This is a genomic window from Blastococcus sp. SYSU DS1021, assembly GCF_054050995.1.
Genome location: NZ_JBJHAL010000025.1, coordinates 25,229 through 46,200, shown reverse-complemented (window position 1 = coordinate 46,200; position 20,972 = coordinate 25,229). Strand labels below are relative to the sequence as shown.

The 20,972-nt window shown below is 74.0% G+C and carries 19 protein-coding genes; 5 read left to right on the top strand and 14 right to left on the bottom strand.

Features of this window, described 5'->3' with window-relative positions:
• Positions 1 to 15: 15 nt before the first annotated feature.
• From ACI8AP_RS17130 to ACI8AP_RS17100, 7 genes are all read right to left on the bottom strand, one after another.
• Positions 16 to 951, bottom strand: a complete 936-nt coding sequence (locus ACI8AP_RS17130) for a type IV toxin-antitoxin system AbiEi family antitoxin domain-containing protein (protein ID WP_456590563.1) — start codon at positions 949 to 951, stop codon at positions 16 to 18.
• 172 nt (positions 952 to 1,123) lie between these two features.
• The gene (locus ACI8AP_RS17125) at positions 1,124 to 2,419 is read right to left on the bottom strand and encodes a PhoH family protein (protein ID WP_456590562.1); all 1,296 of its coding nucleotides are present in this window, start codon (positions 2,417 to 2,419) and stop codon (positions 1,124 to 1,126) included.
• Positions 2,420 to 2,684: 265 nt separating this feature from the next.
• Entirely contained in the window at positions 2,685 to 3,443 is a 759-nt protein-coding gene (locus tag ACI8AP_RS17120) for an ABC transporter permease (RefSeq protein WP_456590561.1), read from the bottom strand.
• A complete protein-coding gene (locus ACI8AP_RS17115) occupies positions 3,440 to 4,435 on the bottom strand; it encodes an ATP-binding cassette domain-containing protein (protein ID WP_456590560.1) in 996 nt (331 codons plus the stop codon). Before ACI8AP_RS17115 ends, ACI8AP_RS17120 begins: the two co-directional genes overlap by 4 nt.
• A gap of 68 nt (positions 4,436 to 4,503) precedes the next feature.
• Positions 4,504 to 4,935: a hypothetical protein gene (locus ACI8AP_RS17110; RefSeq protein WP_456590559.1), complete on the bottom strand. Its 432-nt coding sequence runs from the start codon at positions 4,933 to 4,935 to the stop codon at positions 4,504 to 4,506.
• A 3-nt stretch (positions 4,936 to 4,938) separates the two neighbouring features.
• Positions 4,939 to 6,156, bottom strand: coding sequence for a DUF885 domain-containing protein (locus tag ACI8AP_RS17105; protein WP_456590558.1), 1,218 nt, complete (start codon positions 6,154 to 6,156; stop codon positions 4,939 to 4,941).
• Between the two features lie 23 nt (positions 6,157 to 6,179).
• A complete protein-coding gene (locus tag ACI8AP_RS17100) occupies positions 6,180 to 6,959 on the bottom strand; it encodes an isoprenyl transferase (RefSeq protein WP_456590557.1) in 780 nt (259 codons plus the stop codon).
• Between the two features lie 131 nt (positions 6,960 to 7,090).
• Between ACI8AP_RS17100 and trhA the strand changes: the two genes are divergently transcribed.
• Complete coding sequence (trhA, locus tag ACI8AP_RS17095) at positions 7,091 to 7,903, top strand: PAQR family membrane homeostasis protein TrhA (protein ID WP_456590556.1); 813 nt, start codon at positions 7,091 to 7,093, stop codon at positions 7,901 to 7,903.
• A 207-nt stretch (positions 7,904 to 8,110) separates the two neighbouring features.
• Here trhA and ACI8AP_RS17090 read toward each other — a convergent pair whose 3' ends face one another.
• From ACI8AP_RS17090 to mca, 3 genes are all read right to left on the bottom strand, one after another.
• Complete coding sequence (locus tag ACI8AP_RS17090; protein ID WP_456590555.1) at positions 8,111 to 9,364, bottom strand: geranylgeranyl reductase family protein; 1,254 nt, start codon at positions 9,362 to 9,364, stop codon at positions 8,111 to 8,113.
• A gap of 120 nt (positions 9,365 to 9,484) precedes the next feature.
• The gene (locus tag ACI8AP_RS17085) at positions 9,485 to 9,808 is read right to left on the bottom strand and encodes a hypothetical protein (RefSeq protein ID WP_456590554.1); all 324 of its coding nucleotides are present in this window, start codon (positions 9,806 to 9,808) and stop codon (positions 9,485 to 9,487) included.
• Positions 9,805 to 10,692, bottom strand: a complete 888-nt coding sequence (gene mca / locus ACI8AP_RS17080) for a mycothiol conjugate amidase Mca (RefSeq protein WP_456590553.1) — start codon at positions 10,690 to 10,692, stop codon at positions 9,805 to 9,807. Before mca ends, ACI8AP_RS17085 begins: the two co-directional genes overlap by 4 nt.
• Before the next feature lie 249 nt (positions 10,693 to 10,941).
• Here mca and greA point away from each other — a divergent pair, with 249 nt between their 5' ends.
• Positions 10,942 to 11,445, top strand: a complete 504-nt coding sequence (gene greA / locus ACI8AP_RS17075; RefSeq protein WP_456590552.1) for a transcription elongation factor GreA — start codon at positions 10,942 to 10,944, stop codon at positions 11,443 to 11,445.
• Positions 11,446 to 11,449: 4 nt separating this feature from the next.
• Positions 11,450 to 11,797 carry an RNHCP domain-containing protein gene (locus tag ACI8AP_RS17070; protein WP_456590551.1) on the top strand — a complete coding sequence of 116 codons (348 nt, stop codon included), beginning with the start codon at positions 11,450 to 11,452 and terminating at the stop codon, positions 11,795 to 11,797.
• Positions 11,798 to 11,940: 143 nt separating this feature from the next.
• Here ACI8AP_RS17070 and ACI8AP_RS17065 read toward each other — a convergent pair whose 3' ends face one another.
• The 4 genes from ACI8AP_RS17065 to ilvA all read right to left on the bottom strand — a co-directional run bounded on the left by ACI8AP_RS17065 (position 11,941) and on the right by ilvA (position 17,386).
• On the bottom strand, positions 11,941 to 13,998 hold the full coding sequence (locus ACI8AP_RS17065) for a M3 family metallopeptidase (protein WP_456590550.1): 2,058 nt from the start codon (positions 13,996 to 13,998) through the stop codon (positions 11,941 to 11,943).
• Between the two features lie 214 nt (positions 13,999 to 14,212).
• Positions 14,213 to 15,019, bottom strand: coding sequence for an ABC transporter permease (locus ACI8AP_RS17060; RefSeq protein WP_456590549.1), 807 nt, complete (start codon positions 15,017 to 15,019; stop codon positions 14,213 to 14,215).
• On the bottom strand, positions 15,016 to 16,014 hold the full coding sequence (locus ACI8AP_RS17055) for an ATP-binding cassette domain-containing protein (protein WP_456590548.1): 999 nt from the start codon (positions 16,012 to 16,014) through the stop codon (positions 15,016 to 15,018). Before ACI8AP_RS17055 ends, ACI8AP_RS17060 begins: the two co-directional genes overlap by 4 nt.
• A gap of 145 nt (positions 16,015 to 16,159) precedes the next feature.
• Positions 16,160 to 17,386 carry a threonine ammonia-lyase gene (ilvA, locus tag ACI8AP_RS17050; RefSeq protein ID WP_456590547.1) on the bottom strand — a complete coding sequence of 409 codons (1,227 nt, stop codon included), beginning with the start codon at positions 17,384 to 17,386 and terminating at the stop codon, positions 16,160 to 16,162.
• Positions 17,387 to 17,456: 70 nt separating this feature from the next.
• On the opposite strand from ilvA, the gene ACI8AP_RS17045 reads away from it, so the two are divergent.
• Positions 17,457 to 18,935: a sigma 54-interacting transcriptional regulator gene (locus ACI8AP_RS17045; protein ID WP_456590546.1), complete on the top strand. Its 1,479-nt coding sequence runs from the start codon at positions 17,457 to 17,459 to the stop codon at positions 18,933 to 18,935.
• Position 18,936: 1 nt separating this feature from the next.
• The gene (locus tag ACI8AP_RS17040; protein ID WP_456590545.1) at positions 18,937 to 20,922 is read left to right on the top strand and encodes a VWA domain-containing protein; all 1,986 of its coding nucleotides are present in this window, start codon (positions 18,937 to 18,939) and stop codon (positions 20,920 to 20,922) included.
• The last annotated feature ends 50 nt before the right edge of the window (positions 20,923 to 20,972 follow it).

The window sequence follows — 20,972 nt, the reverse complement described above, 5'->3', positions numbered from 1 at the left end:
GCACCAGCGGAGCGGTCACCCGGCTCGCCGCTGGGCCCGCTCCACCGCCCGGCGCACCTTCGCGGCGAGGCGGTGCGGCACGGACAGCTCTGCCCACACCCAGCGGACGACGTGCCAGCCCTCGTCCCGGATAGCGTCCTCGCGGCGCTTCTCGGCGAAGACGGCGTCGCCGGGGTCCTGCCCCGGCCGCAGCAACCGGCCGTACTTCACCCGCCCGTCGAACTCTCCCACCAGGAGGGCCCCCTCCCAGGCGAAATCGGTGCGGGCGATCAGGTCCCCGCCGGCGGAGAGGACCTCGAACTGCAGCGCCGAGGGAGCCGGCTGCCAGCGCTGGAGGATCACCCGGCTGCGGCTCTCCCCGACGCTCTCGCTGCGGGCGTCCGCCGCGGCGACGGCTCGCGCCGCGCTCCGCGTCCCGGGAGCTCCGACTATGTCGAACAGCCGCGCGCGGAGCTCGTCGTGGGTCACGAGCCCCCGGTGCAGCGCGGCGTCGAGGGCGACCACGGCCGCCTCGTACCGCAGGGAGCGGGCGAGGTCGAGCAGGGTGCGGACGCGATCGGTGACCGGCACGCCGCCGACCCGGACCACCTCGTCGTCGCGGATGCGCGCCACGTGACAGCACAACACCCGGCTGCGGTCGGTCCACGAGCCCGGCGGCCGGGTGATGTGCACCCGGTCGAGCGCGACGTCCCACAGCGGGAGCCCGTGCAGCACGGCCGCCGACTGGTGGCTCACGACCGCCGGGCGGCGGAGCAGCGCCACGGTGGCCTCGACCAGGAGCGCGTGCTGCGCGGCCGGACCGGCGGGGAGAACGGCGTCCACGTAGGCCCCTCGGCGCAGCCGGCTCAGCTCCCCGGAGCGGACGGCCCGGGCCAGCTCGCCGTCGGACCAGCCCTCGGTCAGGGCGTCCCGGCGGAGACGGACGGGCAGGTGGAAGTGCGGGTCGGTCATCCTCCGACCGTCCGACGCGGCCCGCCCGGGTGACCAGGCCCGCGCCGGTCCGGTGGACGACGGCGGCGCCTGTGGACGCCCCGCTCCGGGGGTGTTCCCGCTGCTCCCGGGCCGTTGCAGGCCCCGTGCGGCGGGAGAACCACCCCCAGAGCGGCCGACGCGGCTGCTCAGGTCAGAGCGGCAGGTCCTCCAGCATCTCGGTCACCAGCGCCGCGATGGGCGAGCGCTCGGAACGGGTGAGCGTCACGTGCGCGAACAGCACGTGCCCCTTCAGCTTCTCGATGACCGCCGTGACGCCGTCGTGCCGGCCCACCCGAAGGTTGTCCCGCTGGGCGACGTCATGGGTGAGCACCACGCGGGAGTTGCTGCCCAGGCGCGACAGCACGGTGAGCAGCACGCCCCGCTCCAGCGACTGCGCCTCGTCGACGATCACGAAGGAGTCGTGCAGCGAGCGGCCGCGGATGTGGGTGAGGGGCAGCACCTCGATCAGCTCCCGCGCGGCAATCTCCTCGAGCACCTCGCGGGACACCAGCGCGCCCAGGGTGTCGTAGACGGCCTGGGCCCAGGGCGACATCTTCTCGCCCTCGCCGCCCGGCAGGTACCCCAGCTCCTGACCGCCGACGGCGTACAGCGGCCGGAAGATGACCACCTTCTTGTGCGCCCGCCGCTCCAGCACCGACTCCAGCCCCGCGCACAGGGCCAGCGCCGACTTGCCGGTGCCGGCCCGACCACCGAGGGACACGATGCCGATCGCCGGATCCAGCAGCAGGTCCAGCGCGACCCGCTGCTCGGCCGAGCGCCCGTGCAGCCCGAAGGCCTCCCGGTCGCCCCGCACCAGCCGCACCTGCTTGTCCGGCGTGACCCGGCCGAGGGCCGAGCCGCGCGAGGAGAGCAGGACCAGACCGGTGTGGGTGGGCAGCTCGGCCGCGGCCGGCAGGAAGACCTCGCCGTCCTCGTACAGCACGTCGAGCTCGGCGTCCTCCACCGACACCTCGGCCATCCCGGTCCAGCCGGCATCCACCGCGTCGAGCACGCGGTACTCGTCGGCGTCCAGCCCGACGGCCGCGGCCTTGACGCGCAGCGGCACGTCCTTGGTGACCAGGCAGACGTCCCGGCCCTCCGCCCGCAGGTTCAGCGCGACCACCATGATCCGGCTGTCGTTGCTGTCGTTCCGGAAACCGGCCGGGAGCACCGCGGGGTCGCTGTGGTTCAGCTCGACGTGCAGCGTGCCGCAGCTCTCCCCCACCGGCACCGGCGCGTCGAGCCTGCCGTGGGTGACCCGCAGGTCGTCGAGGATGCGCAGCGCCTGGCGGGCGAACCAGCCGAGCTCGGGGTGGTTGCGCTTGTCCTCCAGCTCCCCGATGACGACGAGGGGCAGCACCACGTCGGCGTCGCCGAAGCGCAGCAGCGCGCCCGGGTCGGACAGCAGGACGGAGGTGTCGAGGACGAACGTACGGCGAGTGGTCACGAGTCGGCTCCCGTGAGGCGACGCCCCGGTGACGAGGCGCACCCCTGCTCGAAGGTGGCCGGGCCCCGGCGCAGGAGCCGGGGACCGGCCCCTCTGGACGACGAACGCAGTCGCACCAACCGGGCCTCCCGTGGACGGCGAGGGGAGCTCGCCGTCCACTGCGGACGCTATGCCCGGGGGGTGACATCCACGTGACGTGCACCCCACGAGAAGGAGTGGATGTCACCCGGAGGCCTCATCCGTCGCAGCCGTCCCGCACGGACCGTCAGCTCGACTCGCGACGGAACCTGCGGACCCCGAACGCCCAGCCGAGGACCGCGAGCAACACCGTCATCGCGACCCCCCACCACGCGGTCGAGGTGCCGTACCCGCCCACGAAGAACTCACGGGCCGCCTCGACCACGTGCTTGAACGGGTTCACGTCGCTGACCGCCTGCAGCCACCCGGGCGCCAGGCTCATCGGCAGCAGGATGCCCGACAGCAGCACGAGCGGGAAGACGACAGCGTTGAGCAGCGGTGCGAACGCGTCCTCGCTCTTCAGCGTGAGCGCCAGGGCGTAGGAGACCGCCGCCAGCGCCGCACCGAGCAGGGCGACGACCAGCAGGGTGAGGACGACGCCGAGCACCGGCGCCCGCAACCCGAGCGGGATGGACACCAGCACCAGCAGCGCTCCCTGCGTCAGCAGGACGACGACGTCGCGCAGCACCCGGCCGAGGAGGAGGGCGGTGCGGCTGGCCGGGGTGACCCGCTGGCTCTCGATCACCCCCGCCCGCCACTCGGCGATCAGCCCGAAGCCCACGAACAGCGCCCCGAACATGCCCAGCTGCACGAGGATGCCGGGCACGAAGATCTGGTAGGCGTCGCCCGGACCCAGCTGACCGGCCAGCGGCTCGAGCAGCGGCCCGAACAGCAGGATGTAGAGGATCGGCTGCATCAGGCTGATCACCAGCCAGGCGGGGTTGCGCAGCGACATCCGCATGGCGCGGGCGAACACGGTTCCGGTGTCGCGCAGGAGGGTGTTCATCGCCCGGCCACCGCCGGAGCGGGGGGTGACGCCGGCGCGGCGCCGGACTCGCGCAGGGACCGGCCGGTCAGGCCGAGGAAGACGTCGTCGAGGCTGGGCCGGCGGCTCTCGATGCCGCTGACGGGGACGTCCGCGGCGTCCAGGGCCCGCACCAGCTCGACCAGCGCACGACCTCCGTGCGGCACCCGGCCCACGACCCGGTCGGCGAGCAGCTGCGGCTGCTCGGCCCCCGGCAGTGCCTCGACCAGGCGGGCGACCTCCGCGGCCTGCTCCGGGCGCTCCACCATCACGGTGAGCACGTCGCCGCCCACCTGCGACTTCAGCTGGTCGGGAGTGCCCTCGGCGACGATCGCCCCGTGGTCGATGACGAGGATCCGGTCGCAGAGCGCGTCGGCCTCGTCCAGGTAGTGGGTGGTCAGGAAGACCGTCGTCCCGCGCTCCTCGCGCAGCCCGCGGATGTGCTGCCACAGGTTGGCCCGCGCCTGCGGGTCCAGCCCGGTCGTCGGCTCGTCGAGGAAGACGAGCTCCGGCACGTGGATCAACCCGACCGCGATGTCGAGGCGGCGGCGCTGGCCGCCCGACATGGCCTTGGGCTGGCGCTCCCAGAGCCCGTCGAGGTCGAGTTCGGCGAAGAGCCGCTGCCCGCGCTCGGTCGCCTCGGCGGTGCTCATGCCGTAGAGGCGGGCGTGGTCGACGACCTCCTCCCCGGCCCGCGCCTCCGGGGCGGTCGAGCCGCTCTGCGAGACGTACCCGATGCGGCGGCGGACCCCGACCGGGTCGGCCCGCAGGTCGCAGCCGGCCACGGTGGCGGTGCCCGCGGTGGGCTCTAGGAGCGTCGTCAGCATGCGCAGCGTCGTCGTCTTCCCGGCCCCGTTCGGGCCGAGGAAGCCGACGATCTCACCGGGGGCGACGTCCAGGTCGACCCCGACGACGGCGTGGACCTCCTGCTTGCGCTTGCGGAACGTGCGGGCGAGGCCGCGGGCGTGGATCACGCGCGAAAGCATCCCTCCGCCCGCCGACAGCTTCCACCGGTTTCGCCGACGGCGTCAGCGCCGACCCCTCACCGCCACCGGTCTGTGCCGTCGGACCGGCGGCGCAGCGCGGGACGCTCCACGGTGTCGGTGCGCTCGCCCGGCGGGGGCCACCGTCCCGCGTCCCGCGGTCGACCGTCCTCGGCCCACGGGTCGTCGGCCCGACCGTCCTCCGCCCACCTGTCGTCGACCCACCGGTCCTCGGCCTCCTCGTCGTGGGCCCACCTGTCCTCGGCCCACTCTTCGGCCGATCGACCGGGGCGCCGGGAACCCGCACCGCCGGCCCGCGACGCCCGCCGGGGCCGCAGGGCGACCAGCGCCCACAGGGCCGGGACCACCAGCACCGGCCACTGCACCGCGGGGTCGCCGAACCGGAGCATGCCGGCCACCAGCAGCAGGGCCAGCCAGCCCGCGGTCCACAGCCCCAGGAACCGCGCCTGCGCCGGGGAGCGGGCTGCCACGGGTCAGGCGGCCGGGATCTCGGCGGCGATCCGCTGCGGGGTCAGCGGCTCGTCGAGCAGACGGAGGAAGCGGTCGGCGACCGGCTGGTCCGCCGGGCGGGCGGCCAGCCACCGCGTCAGGAGGTCGAACCCCTCGACGTAGGTGGAGATGTATGCCCGCCACAGCGGGTCGGTGAGGAAGCGGATCTGCTGCCGCGCACGCTCGGGGCTCACCAGCGCCCACCGCTGCAGGTAGGCCGCCACCTCGTCGGCCCCGGCGCCCCGGTCGTGCAGCAGCACCGCGGCGTCCTGACGGACCCGGTTGAGCGGCGCGGCCGCCACCGCGATCCGCTCGGCCAGGTCGCCGTCGAACCGCAGACCGAGGTCGCCGAGGATCTCCGCCGACCAGCTCCCCCAGCCCTCCCCGATCGCCGCCGGGACGCCGAGGTCGGCGAGCCCCTCGGCCATGAGGCACTCGGGGGTGTTGACCAGGAAGACCGTGTGCTCGATCCGGCCGGCCCGCTCGACGAGCCCCTGCTCCTTGCGGCAGTGCTCGGTGTGGTGCCCGGGATAGGACTCGTGCGCCACCAGGTGCGCGAGCTGGGAGAGCCGGTGCGGCAGATCGGCGTTGATCGCGACGCGGGAGCGGTAGCCGCCCTCGTAGTAGTTGAACCCCGACCACGGCTTGTCGGTGACCACCTCGTAGCGGACCGTCTCGACCTCCGGGAGGCCGTACCGGCCACGCACCCGGTCGCGCAGCGCGCTGGACAGCGCCTGCACCGCGCTCTCCAGCCGGTCCGGCGGGCACTCCTCCCGACGCCGGTGCGCCGCGTACCGCTCCGCGAGCGACCCGTCGCCGGGCAGCAGGGCGTCCAGCTCGGTGTGAGCGGCGGCGTAGGCGGCCTCGTCCCCCAGCTCGACGTCGACCTGGAAGTAGGCGCGCACCTCCTCGACGAAGCCGACCGGCTCGCCGCTCATCTTCCGCGCGCTGCACTCCAGACCGGTCAGCTGCCCGCGCAGGAAGGACGTGCGCTCCTCGGGGAGCCCGGCGGCGTCCAGCTCGCGCTGCAGCTCCCGCGCGCGGTCGCGCAGCTGCCGCGGCGTGGGCGCCGGCTCGTCCTGCACCTGCGCGCGGATCCGGGGATCGCCGGTGTAGGCGTCGACGAAGCCGGCCTCCAGGCGGTCGAAGCGCAGCCCCAGCCGCACGTACTCCAGGGCGACGTCGAGAGCTCCCGCGGTCATGGCGGCCAGTCTCCCAGCCACCGTCACCCGCCGAAGCGGCGGTGCCGGGCCGAGTAGTCCCGCAGCGCCCGCAGGAAGTCGACGCGGCGGAAGTCGGGCCAGTAGACGTCGGTGAAGTGGAACTCGGCGTTGGCCGTCTGCCACAGCAGGAACCCCGACATGCGCTGCTCGCCGCTGGTGCGGATGACCAGGTCCGGGTCGGGCTGACCACGCGTGTACAGGTGCTCGGCGATGTGCTCGACGTCGAGCACCTCCACCAGCTCCTCCAGCGAGGTGCCGCGGGTGGCGTGCTCGGCCAGCAGCGAGCGCACCGCATCGGCGATCTCCCGCCGCCCGCCGTACCCGACCGCCAGGTTGACCGTCGCCCCGGGGCGGTCACAGGTGTCCCGCTCGGCCTGCTCGAGCACGGCGACCGTGCGCGCCGGCAGCACCTCCGGCGCCCCCATGCTGCGCACCCGCCAGCGCCGCCCCGGCCGGGACAGGTCGACGGCGACGTCCTCGATGATGGCCAGCAGCGCGTTGAGCTCGGACTCGGGCCGGCGCAGGTTGTCGGTGGAGAGCATGAACAGGGTGACCACCTGCACGCCGGCGTCGTCGCACCAGCCGAGCAGGTCGGCGATCTTCGCCGCGCCCCGGCGGTGCCCGTGCGCGACGTCCTCCAGCCCGATGGCGCGCGCCCACCGCCGGTTGCCGTCCATGATCACGCCCACGTGCCTCGGCACGTCCGCGCCTTCCAGCGCCCGCGCCAGGCGCCGCTCGTAGACCTGGATGAGTGCGTCACGGACCCGCCGGCGCACCCCCACGACGGTCACCCTAGTGACAAGGACCCCGCCCTACTCGCCACTCGCAGGCACGCGGCGAGCCACGGGTCACGGCCGCGCACGTCACAGCCGCCCCGGATGACGCCGCACCGGCCCCTCCGTAACCTCAGAGCATGAGCGTCCCTCCCAGCGATCGCACGTCCGTACGGGTGGAGGCCGACGGGGCGGAGCTGGAGGCCCCGGCCGAGCAGGCGGTCGCCGCCGTCGCCTCGGAGGGCCAGCAGGTCGAGCAGGCGTGGACCGCCGAGGACTTCGCCGACGACGACTGGGAGCACCCCGACACCCGGCCGCGCGCCCGCGGCTGGATCCACCTCTTCTCGTTCTTCGGCGCGATCGTCGCCGGTGCGGTGCTCATCCCGCTGGCCTCGGTCCAGGGCGCCCGCGCCGGGTGGTCGGTGACGGTCTACTGCCTCACCATCTGCGGGCTGTTCGGTATCAGCGCGCTCTACCACCGCCGTCGCTGGTCACCGCGCGGCTGGAAGATCATGAAGCGGCTCGACCACTCCATGATCTTCCTGTTCATCGCCGGCACCTACACGCCGTTCGCGCTGCTCGCCGTCGACCAGCCCACCGGCTTCTGGGTGCTCGGCGGGGTGTGGGCCGGCGCGCTGGCCGGCGTCACGCTCAAGATGAGCTGGCCGACGGCGCCGCGCTGGGTGGGCGTACCGCTCTACATCGGCCTGGGCTGGGTCGCGATCTTCGTCCTCACCGACATCCTGCACATCGCCGGGGTCGCCTCGATGGTCCTGCTCGCCGTCGGCGGGGTGCTCTACACCGTGGGCGGCGTCGCCTACGCCGTGAAGCGCCCCAACCCGTGGCCGGGGACGTTCGGCTACCACGAGGTCTTCCACGCGATGACGGTCGTCGCGGCGCTCTGCCACTACATCGCCGTCTACTTCGCGGTGTTCAATTCCCCTTTCGTCTGAGTGATCTGTCGTCCTCCGGACGACACCGCGGCCAAGTGCCGTCCCGGCTCGCGCTGAGCCCTGCCCGTCGCTTCTCGGGGACCCTCCGGGCCCCTCTCGGCACGACGCGGCGTTGCCGCGGTTCCCTCCTCCGCTCAGGTCACGTCCACCTTCGGGATCCCTCCGGGACCCCGCTCAGGTGGACCGCGGCTGCGCCGCGACCCGTGGTCAGGAGAAGGGCGGACGGTCGTCCAGCCGGACCGAGAGCTTCCCGGCCGTGCGCCAGGCGCGGGCGACCGCGTCGCGGTCCTCGTCGGTGACCAGGTTGCCCATGACGCGCAGCGCCACCGTCATCAGCGGCCGTGAGCGCATGCCGACCGGGCCGGCCAGGGGCAGGAACCGGGGGACGGTGAGCAGCCCGGCCAGCCGCCGGGCGATGGAGAAGGCCTCGCCGTAGTGCCGCCGCAGGGTCGCCGGCCACGCCGCCGTCCAGTCGTCCTCGCCGAGCAGCCCGGCCAGGGTCCGGCCGGTCTCCAGGCCGTAGTCGATGCCCTCCCCGTTGAGCGGGTTCACGCAGCCCGCCGCGTCGCCCACGAGCGCCCAGTTGCGGCCGGCCACGCCGGACACCGCACCCCCCATGGGCAGCAGCGCGGAGGTCACGTCCCGGACCTTCCCGTCCAGCTGCCACTCCCCGCGCCGGGTCTCTGCGTAGAACTCCAGCAAGGACTTCAGCTGCACCCCGGCCGGCCGGCGCGCGGTCGCCAGCGTGCCCACCCCCAGGTTGACCTCGCCGGCCTCCCGGCCCAGTGGGAACACCCAGCCGTAGCCCGAGAGCAGCTCCCCCTCGGTGCCGCGCAGCTCCAGGTGCGAGCTGATCCACTCGTCGTCGCTGCGACCGGAGCGCACGTAGCTGCGTGCGGCCACCCCGTACGCGGTGTCGCGGTGCCACTCCCGGCCCAGCACCCGGCCCAGGGGTGAGCGGACGCCGTCGGCGACGACCAGCCGCCGGCAGGCGATCGTCGTCGTCCCGCCGTCGGCGTCCTCGAAGACGACCGCGCGCACCCGGTCCCCGTCGCGCCCGACGTCGACGGCCCGGGCTCCGTCGACCGGCGTCGCACCGGCGTCGAGCGCGACCTGCCGGATGCGCGCGTCCAGTTCGGTCCGGGGCACGGCGCTGCCGTGGTCCGGGAGCGCACCGCCCGGCCAGGGCAGCTGCCACTCGCGGCCGAACCCGGCGGCGCGCAGGCCGCGGTTGCGGGCCTTCGACCGCGCCCAGTCCCCCAGCCCCAGCTGGTCCAGCTCGGCGACCGCGCGCGGGGTCAGGCCGTCGCCGCAAGTCTTGTCCCGGGGGAACACCGCGGCGTCGGCCAGCACCACGTCGTGGCCGGCACGGGCCGCCCACGCAGCGGCAGCGGAGCCCGCCGGGCCGGCGCCCACCACGAGGACGTCGGTGGCGGCGGGAGCGGCGGCACTGGCTGGCACGCCGCCCAGTGTCCCCGAGCAGGTGAGCTGCCGGAGCGGCCGCCCTCCAGGAGCATGCGCCGAACGAGCGACGCGTGGCAGGAAGTGCGGTCTGCGCCGGAGGCGCCCTCGCCGGTGGGGTCAGCGCCGGTCGTCGCCCTCGCGCCGGGGGGCCTCGATGGCCAGCGGCGCGCGCCGCAGCGTGTCGAGCAGTTCCTGGCCGGGCTCGCGCTCCTCGACCAGCCCGGCCGGGGAGTCGGGGACGACGACCGGCGGCTCGCGGTCGGCCGGGTCGAAGCTGCGCGGCAGCCGGTTGAGGTGGCCGCTCATCGACTTGACCAGCAGGGCCGCGGCGATCAGGAGCACCACGATCAGGAACAGGCCGAGCGGGCCGGCCTTGCCGACGTCCTCGGGGGCCTGCTGCTGGGCGGCGGCCAGCAGGCTCAGGGTCGTGGTTCCGGTCATCGGGCGGTCACCTCGCTGCGGATGCCGGCGAACAGGTCGTCCTCCGGCGTGGGGGTGTCGACCAGCGAGCGGGCCAGCTCGTAGTCCTCGGTGGGCCACACCTGCTGCTGGGTCTCCACCGGGCACGCGAACCAGCGGCCCAGCGGATCGATCTGGGTGGCATGCGCGATCAGCGCGGCGTCGCGCACCGGGAAGTACTCGGCGCACGGCACCCGGGTGGTGACGCGGTGGGAGATGTCGTGCGCCGGATCCCACTTCTCCAGCCACTCGGCGTAGGGCGACTCCGCACCGGTCGCGAGGATCGCCTCGTGCAGCGCCTTCGTGCGCGGCAGCGTGAAGCTCATGTGGTAGTAGAGCTTGCTCACCTGCCACGGCTCACCCAGGTCGGGGTACCGGTCGGGGTCGCCGGCCGCCTCGAAGGCGTGCACCGAGATCTCGTGCGTCTTGATGTGGTCGGGGTGCGGGTAGCCGCCACGCTCGTCGTAGGTGGTCATCACCTGCGGCTTGAACCGCCTGATGAGCTCGACGAGGGGCGCCGCGGCCTCTTCCACCGGCACCAGCGCGAAGCACCCCTCGGGCAACGGCGGCAGCGGGTCGCCCTCGGGCAGCCCCGAGTCGACGAAACCGAGGAACTCCTGCTCGATCCCGAGGATCTCGCGCGCCCGCGCCATCTCCTCCACCCGGATCTGCGGGAGCCGCTCCCACACCTCGGGACGGTCCATCGCCGGGTTGAGCACCGAGCCGCGTTCACCGCCGGTGGCGGTGGCCACCATCACGCGAACGCCCTCGGCGACGTACTTCGCCATCGTGGCGGCGCCCTTGCTCGACTCGTCGTCCGGATGGGCGTGCACCGCGAGCAGGCGCAACTGGTCGGGTTGGGTCACGGGCACAGTGTCCCTCGCCGGGCGACGGGAGTGGCGGACACTCACCCGGGTGTGGCCGACGACTCGCAGGTCAGCCACCCGTCCGGGCGGAACGTGTCGTCGGTCACGCAACGATGCGCTACGGTTCCGCATCCGTCCGGGACCCGGCGCAGCGGTGCATCTGCCCGCGCCGCGGTGTTAGCTTGGCCGGATCGACCACGGTCGTCCCACACCAGGACGACGCACCCGATTTCCCAGGAGTTCTCCCCCGTGTCCACCCCCACTGACGAGCAGGACCAGGGCATCTGGCTCACCCAGGAGGCCCACGACCGGCTGAAGGCCGAGCTCGACCAGCTGGTGGCGAACCGCCCGGCCATGGCCGCCGAGATCAACGCCCGCCGCGAGGAGGGCGACCTCAAGGAGAACGGCGGCTACCACGCTGCCAAGGAGGAGCAGGGCAAGCAGGAGGGCCGGATCCGCCAGCTCACCGACCTGCTCCGCAAGGCGCGGGTCGGTGACGCCCCGAAGACCGCCACGAACGCCGCCCTCGGCACGGTGATCACGATCAAGTTCGCCGGGGACGACGAGACCGAGAAGTTCCTGCTCGGCTCGCGCGAGATCGCCGGCACCACCGACCTCACCGTCTACTCCCCGGAGTCGGCGCTCGGCTCGGCGATCATGGGCGCGGAGCCCGGCACCTCGGTGACCTACCAGACGCCGAACGGCAAGGACATCACCGTCGAGGTCGTCGCGGTCGAGCCGTTCGTCCCCTGACGGGGTGGGCGAGGAAGACGTGGTAGCGCCTCGCGCTCGCTCCCGGCGGGCGGAGAACACCGGTTTCCCGTGCGTGCACTGCACGACGCCGGTGCCGGCCAACACCGACGGGCACTACCGCAACCACTGCCCGTACTGCCTGTGGTCGCTGCACGTCGACGACCTGCCGGGTGACCGGGCGAGCGAGTGCCGGCAGCCGATGGAGCCGATCGGGCTGGTGGAGAAGTCGGGCAAGGGCTGGCAGGTGGTCCACCGCTGCACGGCGTGCGGCCACCGCCAGCCCAACCGGCTGGTACGCGACGGGGACGCCCCGGACGACCTGGACCTGGTCCTCTCGCTGCCCTGGCTCTGAGCGACGGCCCCCACCGCGCCGGCGCCCCGGGCCCTGCGCCACCCGCGGGACGCCCCCCGCCCGTGCGCCGCTGTCGGAGTCGAACCCACGCCCCGGGGGTCCTGCACGACCCCCGGAGCCGAGGGAACACCCCCCCAGTGCGCTCAGGCGACCGGGGCCAGCCCGCGCCTGCGCAGCAGCGGTGCGGGGTCGGCCTCCCGGCCGCGGACCGCGCGGAAGGCAGCCAGCGGGTCCACCGAACCGCCCACCGCGAGCAGCCGTTCCCGGAAGAGGTCCCCGTTCTCCCGGCGCAGGCCGCCGTTCTCCTTGAACCACTCCACGGTGTCGGCGTCGAGCACCTCCGACCAGATGTAGGAGTAGTAACCGGCCGAGTAGCCGCCGGCGAAGACGTGCTGGAAGTACGTCGTCCGGTAGCGCGGCAGCACCAGCTCCGAGGCCACGCCCGCAGCCGCGAGGGCCGCCCGCTCGAACTCCACCGGGTCCCCGATCTCGCTGTCGGGCGTGAGGCGGTGCCAGGCCTGGTCCAGCAGGGTGGCGGCCAGGTACTCCAGCGTGCCGAAGCCCTCACCCCACAGCTGCGCGGCGTCGATCGCCTCCACCACCGATGCCGGCAGCGGCTCGTCGGTCTCCACGTGCCGGGCGTAGTGCGCCAGGACCTCGGGCCAGAGCGCCCACATCTCGTTGACCTGGCTGGGGAACTCCACGAAGTCCCGCGGCACGGCGGTGCCCGCGAACCGCGGGTAGGTCACCGAGGAGCTCAGCCCGTGCAGCGCGTGGCCGAACTCGTGGAAGAGCGTGTTCACCTCGTCCAGGGTCAGCAGCGTCGGCCGGCCGTCCGGGGCGCGGGTGACGTTGAGGTTGTTGACGACGACCGGGCGGGTCCCCAGCAGCCCGGACTGGCGGACGAACGAGCTCATCCACGCCCCGCCGCGCTTGCCCTCCCGGGCGAAGAAGTCGCCCAGGTACAGCCCGACCTCCGTCCCGTCGGCGTCGGTGACCTCCCAGACCCGGACGTCGGGGTGGTAGCCGACGAGGTCGGGCCGGGAGGTGAACCGGAGGCCGTAGAGCAGCTCGGCGGCCCGGAAGACGCCGTCGACCAGCACCCGGTCGAGCTCGAACCACGGCCGCAACGCCGTGGTGTCGACCGCGTAGCGCTCGGCCCGCACCCGCTCGCTGTAGTAAGCCCAGTCCCAGGCCGCGAGCTCGACACCGTCGCGGGTGGCCAGCTCGCGCAGCACCTCGGCCTCGGCCTCGGCGTTCGCCACCGACGCCGGCACCATCGAGCGCAGCATCGCGTCGACCGCGGCGGTGGTCCGCGCGGTCGAGTCGGCGAGCACCAGGTCGGCGTGGGTCTCGAAGCCCAGCAGCCGCGCCCGCTCGGCCCGCAGCCGGGCGATGCGCTCGGCGACCGGTCGGTTGTCGTGCTCCCCCGCCGACGCCCGGCTCACCGACGCCTCGAACACCCGGCGTCGCAGCCCTCGGTCGCGGAGCTTGGCCAGCACCGGCTGACCGGTGGGCAGCACCAGGGTGAGCAGGTAGCCGTCGAGCCCGCGGTCGGTGGCCGCGCGCGCCGCGGCCGCCACCTCCTCCTCGCTCAGCCCGTCGAGCTCCCGGGCATCCTCGACCCGCACCGCCGCTGCCTCCGTGGCCAGCTGCAGGTTCTGCCCGAACGTCGTCGAGAGCTCTGAGAGCTCCTGGTTCAGCTCGCCGAGCCGGGCCCGGCCGCCGTCGTCGAGCCGGGCGCCGGCGAGCACGAAGTCGAGGTGGTACCGCTCCACCAGCCGCACCGACTCGGCGTCCAGGCCGGCGGTGTCCCGGGCGGCGTGCACGGCGTCGATGCGGGCGAACAGCGCCGGGTCCAGCCGCAGGGCGTCGTCGTGGGCCGCGGCGAGCGGGGCGATCTCGCGCTCGATCTCCCGCAGCCGCGGCGTCGCCACCGAGGAGGAGAGGTTGCCGAACACCGACCAGGCCCGGTCGAGCAGCGCGCCGGACCGCTCCAGCGCCACGACCGTGTTCTCGAACGTCGGCTGCTCGTCCGACCCGACGATGGCCGCCACCTCCCGGCGCTGCTCGACCATCCCGGCGAGCAGCGCCTCCCGGCAGTGCTCGAGGGTGATGTCGGCGAACGGTGGCAGCCGGAACGGCAGCTCGGACGGGGCGGCGAGGGGGTTGTCGGCGGCGAGTGCCTCGGGAGTGCTCATCACCGCCATTACATCGCGATCCTCCGGATCGCACCGCCAGCACATCGCGATCCTCCGGATCGCACCGCCAGCACATCGCGATCCTCCGGATCGCACCGCGGCCAGTTGCCGTCCCCGACCTGCGCTGAGCCGATTCGTCGCGCCTGCGCGGGGCCCTCCGGGCCCCACTCGGCGCGACCGGACAGGTGCAGATCGGGGGCAGCAGGCCTCTGTCTCAGCGGCCGGCGGCGTGCCGGTAGGTGCGCACCGACAGCGGCACGAAGATCGCCAGGATGAGCACCACCCAGATCAGCGTGTAGAGCACCGGGTTCTGCAGCGACCAGGCGTCCGGCGTCGGCGCCAGTGGCGAGGTGTTGCCGAAGAGGTTCCGGGCAGACTGGACCACCGCCGACACCGGGTTCCACTCGGCGAAGGTGCGCAGCACCGACGGGAAGGACTCCAGCGGGACGAACGTGTTGGCCACGAACGTCAGCGGGAAGATGACGATGAAGCTGGCGTTGTTGACCACCTCCGGGGTCCGCACGAGCAACCCGACCATCGCCATGAGCCAGGAGACGGCGTAGGCGAACAGCAGCAGGACCAGGAACCCCGCGATCGCCTCCCCGACCGAGGAGTGGATCCGCCAGCCGACCACCAGGCCGGTCAGCGCCATCACCGTGATCGAGATGATGTTCAGCCCGGCGTCGGCGACAGTGCGGCCGATCAGGACCGCCGAGCGGGACATCGGCAGCGAGCGGAACCGGTCGATCAGGCCCTTCTGCAGGTCCTCGGCCAGGCTGGCTCCGGTGGTGGTGCTCCCGAGCACGATGGTCTGGGCGAAGATGCCGGGCAGCAGGAACTCGCCGTAGCTGGTCCCCGGGGGCAGCTGGATGGCTCCGCCGAACACGTACCGGAACAGCAGCACGAACATGATCGGCGACAACGTCGCGAAGACGATCAGGTCGGGCACGCGCTTGACCTTGATCAGGTTCCGCTTGGTGATGACGACGCTGTCGGACAGCGTCGCGGCCATGCTGCTCATCGGGCACCTCCGGTGACGACCGGCTCGGCCGTCGTCCCGTCGTCGGTGGCGACCTCCTCGGCCGCGCGGCCGGTCAGCGCCAGGAAGACGTCGTCCAGGTCGGGCCGGCGCAGCCCCACGTCGAAGATCTCCGGGATCCGGCCGTCGAGCCGGCGCAGCGCCTCGGCGAGCACCTCCGCGCCGCCGCTCACCGGCAGCGACAGCCGACGGGCCGGCACGTCGACCACCGGATCCTCCACGGCGAGCGGGCGCAGCCGCGCCACGACGTCGGGCAGCACGGCGGCGTCGGTGACCGTCAGCTCCAGCCGCTGCCCGCCCACCTGGGCCTTGAGCTCGTCGGCGGTCCCGCGGGCGATCACCCGGCCGCGGTCGATGACGACCATCCGGTCGGCCAGCCGGTCGGCCTCCTCCAGGTACTGGGTCGTGAGCAGGATCGTGGTCCCACCGCCGGCGAGGTCGGCGATGAACTCCCACATGGCCAGCCGGCTGCGCGGGTCCAGCCCCGTCGTCGGCTCGTCGAGGAAGAGCACGCGCGGGCGGGCGATCAACGAGGCCGCGATGTCCAGCCGCCGGCGCATGCCACCCGAGTAGGTCTTCGCCGGCCGACCGGCCGCGGCGGACAGGTCGAAGCGCTCCAGGAGCTCACCGGCCCGCTTCCGCGACTCGGCCTTGCCGAGCCGGTACAGCCGCCCCACCATCTCCAGGTTCTCGAACCCGGTGAGGTACTCGTCGACGGCGGCGTACTGGCCGGTGAGCCCGATCGCCGCGCGCACCCGGTCGGCGTCCCGGGCCACGTCGAGCCCGACCACCTCCGCCCGGCCCTCGTCCGCGGTCAGCAGCGTGGTGAGGATGCGCACCACCGTCGTCTTGCCCGCACCGTTCGGGCCGAGCAGCCCGAGCACCGAGCCCTCGGCCACGGTCAGGTCCACTCCGTCGAGCGCGGTGGTCGCACCGAAGCGCTTGACCAACCCCTCGACGACGATCGCGTGGGTCATGGCGCGGACGCTAGGTCCGCCCACCGACAGTTCCCCACCGCTTTTCTCCGTCGCGTACATCCGCCGGCTCCTCCGTCCCGCCCCGCAGGTGCGGGACCGCAACCAGGACCGCCGGGAACCGGGGAACTCATCGGTCCGGCCGCGGTCATTCCGGCGTGACGGCGTACCCGGCCGCGCGCAGCGCCCCGATGACCTCCCCGGCGTGCGCGGGCCCGCGGGTCTCGACGACGACGAAGACCTCCACCTCGCCGATGCCCAGGCGCGTCGAGGTCCGCTCGTGCTCGACCTCCAGCACGTTGGCGCCCACCGCGGCGAGCTCGGCGAGGACGGCGGCCAGCGACCCCGGCCGGTCGGGGACGCGCAGCCGCAGCGAGAGGTAGCGTCCGGCCGCGGCCATGCCGTGCTGCACGACCTTCAGCAGCAGCACGGGGTCGATGTTGCCGCCGGAGACGACGGCGACCAGCGGGGGCTCGAACGCCCGCGGATCGGCGAGGACGGCGGCGACCGCGGCCACGCCCGCGGGCTCGACGACCAGCTTCGCCCGCTCCAGGCAGAACAGCAGCGCCCGCGAGAGGTCCTCCTCGCTGACCGTGCGCACCTCGTCGACCAGCCCCCGCACGTGGGCGAAGGTCAGGTCGGTGGGACACGGGACCGCGATCCCGTCGGCCATCGTCGACATCGACTCCAGCGCGACCGGCCGCCCGACGGCCAAGGAGCCCGGGAAGGCGGCGGCCTCCTCGGCCTGCACGGCCACCACCCGGACGTCGGGACGGCGTTCCTTCACCGCAGCCGCGATACCAGAGACCAGCCCGCCGCCACCGGCGCAGACCAGTACCGTCGCCAGCTCCGGGCACTGCTCGAGCACCTCCAGCCCGACGGTGCCCTGGCCCGCGATCACGTCCGGGTGGTCGAAGGGGTGGATGAACACCGCGCCGGTGCGCTCGGCGTGCTCCGCCGCGGCCAGCAGCGGCTCGGCCAGCGACTGGCCGAACATCTCGACGCGCGCGCCGTACGCCTCGGTGGCCGCCACCTTGGGCAGCGGTGCGCTCCCGGGCATGTAGACCGTCGCCTCGGCGCCGAGCAGCCGGGCGGCGAGGGCAACCCCCTGGGCGTGGTTGCCGGCGCTGGCAGCGACCACGCCGCGGGCCCGCTCCTCGTCGGTCAGCCGCGCGATCCGGGTGTAGGCGCCGCGGAGCTTGAACGAGCCGGTGCGCTGGAGGTTCTCGCACTTGAGCCAGACCGGGCCCCCGACGCGGTCGGCCAGCCCCCGGGAGTGCTCCAGCGGGGTGCGTCGGACGACGCCGGCGAGGAGCTCCGCCGCCGCCGCGACGTCGGCACCGCTGACCAGGGGAGGACCGCCGGAACCTGCCATGCGTCGATCCTGGCAGGGGCCGTCGTCCGCGACCGACCAGGACGCGCGCGGCCGTCGTACCGTGGCGGGGGTGACGGACACCCCGGGTGCCACCACCGCACCGGCCACCCCCTCCCCCGCACCCACGACGCTCGGCGAACTACGCGCGACCGGCGCCACCTCCCGTCCGGTCAAGGCCGAGATCCGCGCCAACCTGCTCGCCCGCCTGGCTGCCGGCGAGCCCACCCTGCCCGGCATGGTCGGTTTCGAGGAGACCGTCCTGCCCGAGGTTGAGCGGGCCCTGATCGCCGGCCACGACCTGGTCCTGCTCGGCGAGCGCGGCCAGGGCAAGACCCGCCTGATCCGCACGCTCGTCGGCCTGCTCGACGAGTGGACCCCGGTGCTGGTCGGCAGCGAGCTGAACGAGCACCCGCTGCGCCCCATCAGCGTCTGGGCGCACCGGCAGATCGCCGAGCACGGTGACGCCACCCCCGTCGGCTGGCTGCACCGCAGCGAGCGCTTCGGCGAGAAGCTGGCCACGCCGGACACCAGCGTCGGCGACCTGATCGGCGACGTCGACCCGATCAAGGTCGCCGAGGGCCGCACGCTCGGTGACCCCGAGACGGTCCACTACGGCCTCGTCCCGCGCACCAACCGCGGCATCTTCAGCGTCAACGAGCTGCCCGACCTGGCCGAGCGCATCCAGGTCGCGCTGCTCAACGTGCTGGAGGAGCGCGACATCCAGATCCGCGGCTACCGGGTGCGGCTGCCGCTGGACCTGCTGCTGGTCGCGAGCGCGAACCCGGAGGACTACACGAACCGCGGGCGGATCATCACCCCGCTCAAGGACCGGTTCGGCGCCGAGGTGCGCACCCACTACCCCATCGAGCTCGCCGACGAGATCCGCCTGCTGGAGCAGGAGGCGCAGACCGGCGGGCTCGGGGCACCGAGCGAGCAGGACACCCTCGACGCGCCCGTCGTGCCGGCGCACCTGGTCGAGATCGTCGCCCGGTTCACCCGGCTCGTCCGCGAGTCCAGCCACGTCGACCAGCGCTCCGGTGTCAGCGCCCGGTTCGCCATCGCCGGGCTGGAGACCGTCGCCGCCTCCGCCGTCCGCCGGGCCGCGGTCGCCGGCGAGACCCGGCCGGTCGCGCGGGTGGTCGACCTGCCCAGCATCGTCCCGGCCAGCCGCGGCAAGGTCGAGTTCGCCGACGCCGGTGCCGACCCCGACGACGACCGCGAGCTGGAGATCCTGGAGCACCTGCTGCGCCAGGCCACGGCGCAGACGTTCCGCGCGCGGTGCGCGGGCCTGGACCTCACCGGCCTGCAGGAGCACTTCACCGGCGGGGAGACCGTCGAGTCCGGCGACCTCGTCCCGGCCCCGGCCCTCCTGGGCCAGCTGGGCACCGTCCCGAAGCTCGCCGAGCTGCTCGGCCGGCTCGGGGTGCCCGAGGGCGACCAGTCCGCCGAGCAGGCCGCGGCCGCCGTGGAGTTCGCCCTGGAGGGCCTGCACCTCACCCGGCGGCTGGCGAAGGACACCGACGGCGGCCGCACGGTCTACGGAGCCTGAGGTGACCACGCGCCGCCCGCGCGGCTACCGGTACGGCGCCTGGCGGGGCGGCCCCGACCCGCTGGCCCCGCCGTACGACCTCGGCGACGCCGTGGACGAGATCGGCGACTCGGTGCTCGACGGCAGCGGCGTCCGGGAGGCGTTGCGCGAGCTGCTGCGCCGCGGCACGCAGGGCCGGCGCGGCCTGGACGAACTGCGCCGGCAGGTGCGCGACCGACTGCGCTCGGCACGCACCGCCGGGCGGATGGACGGCACCCTGCAGGAGGTGCGCGAGCTGCTCGACCGCGCCGTGCAGGCCGAGCGTCGGGAGCTGTTCCCCGATCCGGACGACGCCGCACGGCTCGCCGAGGCCGAGCTGGACGCGCTGCCCGAGGACACCGCGGGCGCCGTCCGCGCGCTCAAGGACTGGTCGTGGCGCTCGGCGGAGGGCCGGGAGGCCTACGAGCAGATCCAGGACCTGCTGCGCCGGGAGGTGCTCGACAGCTCCTTCGCGTCGATGAAGCAGGCGCTGGAGAACGCCTCCGAGGGCGACATGCAGGCGGTCAAGGACATGGTCGCCGACCTCTCCCGGCTGGTCGACGCGCACAACCGCGGCGAGGACACCGACCAGCAGTTCGCCGACTTCATGGACCGGCACGGCCAGTTCTTCCCGGACGACCCGGAATCCGTCGAGGAGCTGATCGACTCGCTGGCCCGCCGGGCGGCGGCGCAGCAGCGGATGATGGCCGGCCTCTCCCCCGAGCAGCGGGCCGAGCTGGCCGAGCTGATGGCCCAGACGATGGAGGACATGGGGCTGGCCAGCGAGATGGCCCACCTCTCCGACGCGCTCCGCCAGGCCCGCCCCGACCTGCCCTGGGGGCAGCGCGGCCAGGTGCCCGACGGCGAGCAGGCGCTGGGCATGGGCGACGCCACCACCGCCGTCGCCGAGCTCGCCGACCTGGAGGCGCTGTCCAACCAGCTGTCGCAGGGCTACGCCGGGGCGTCCCTCGCCGACGTCGACGAGGAGCTGCTCGAGCGCGCGCTGGGCCGCTCGGCCGCCGACGACCTCGCCACGCTCCGGCAGCTGGAACGCGAGCTCGAGCGGCAGGGCTACCTCAACCGCAGCGAGGGGCGGCTGGAGCTCTCGCCCAAGGCGGTCCGCCGACTCGGAGCCACCGCGCTGCGCCGGGTGTTCGCGCAGCTGGACGCCACCGGTCGCGGCGAGCACGACGTCGCCGACGCCGGCGCGGCCGGGGAGCTGACCGGTGGCTCACGGGAGTGGCGGTTCGGCGACGAGCAGCCGCTGGACGTCGTCCGCACCGTCCGCAACGCGGTGCTGCGGACGGCGGGCGAGCCGCGCCGGGAGGGGCAGCGGCGGGTCCGCATCGCCGTCGAGGACTTCGAGGTGGTGGAGACCGAGCGGCGCACCGGCGCCGCCGTCGCCCTGCTGGTCGACCTCTCCTACTCGATGGCGCTGCGCGGCACGTGGGGCGCGGCGAAGTCGACGGCGATGGCGCTGCACTCGCTGGTGACGACGCGGTTCCCGCAGGACGCCATCGAGATCATCGGCTTCTCCTCCACGGCCCAGGTGCTGCGCCCGGAGACGCTCGCCGAGCTGAGCGTGGACACCCTGCAGGGCACCAACCTGCAGCACGGCCTGATGCTGGCCCGCCGGTTCCTCGCCCGGCACCGCGACGCCGAGCCGGTGGTGCTGGTGGTCACCGACGGGGAGCCGACCGCCCACCTGGAGGACGACGGGACCCCGTACTTCTGCTGGCCGCCGATGCCCGAGACGATCGCCCGCACGGTGGCCGAGGTGGAGCGGGTCGCCCGCTCCGGCGCCACGGTGAACGTCTTCGCCCTCGACCCCGATCCCGGGCTGGTCCACTTCGTGCACGACCTCACCCAGCGGGCCGGCGGGCGGGTGTTCACCCCCGACAGCGAGCGGCTCGGCGAGTACGTCGTCGCCGACTACCTGCGCACCCGCCGCGGCCGCCGCCCCCGCTGACGCCCGACCTCCCCGTCGAGATCACGGGATCTCGGCACCGGCGGGCCAGG